Source organism: Schaalia canis (assembly GCF_003858455.1).
Taxonomy (GTDB): domain Bacteria; phylum Actinomycetota; class Actinomycetes; order Actinomycetales; family Actinomycetaceae; genus Pauljensenia; species Pauljensenia canis.
On sequence record NZ_RQZF01000053.1, the window covers coordinates 1 to 341 of the forward strand.

Here is a 341-nt window from a genome sequence, read left to right on the forward strand (position 1 = left end):
GCCGGTTGTGGCATCCCAGATGCGGGCGGTGTTATCTCTGCTGGTGGTGAGGATGGTGGTGCCGTCTGGGCTGTAGGCGCCACTGGTCACCGGGTTGGTGTGGCCGGTGAGGGTGTGGAGGGTTTGGCCGGTTGTGGCATCCCAGATGCGAGCGGTGTTGTCCCAGCTGGTGGTGAGGATGGTGGTGCCGTCTGGGCTGTAGGCGCCAAAGGCCACCCAGTCAATGTGGCCGGTGAGGGTGTGGAGTGCCTGGCCGGTTGTGGCATCCCAGATGCGGGCGGTGTTATCTCTGCTGGTGGTGAGGATGGTGGTGCCGTCTGGGCTGTAGGCGCCACTGGTCA

Annotated in this window: 1 protein-coding gene; it reads right to left on the reverse strand. The window is 64.8% G+C overall.

The window, feature by feature from the left end:
• On the reverse strand, positions 1 to 341 hold a 341-nt coding region (locus tag EII11_RS10390; RefSeq protein WP_420820458.1), incomplete at both ends, for a WD40 repeat domain-containing protein.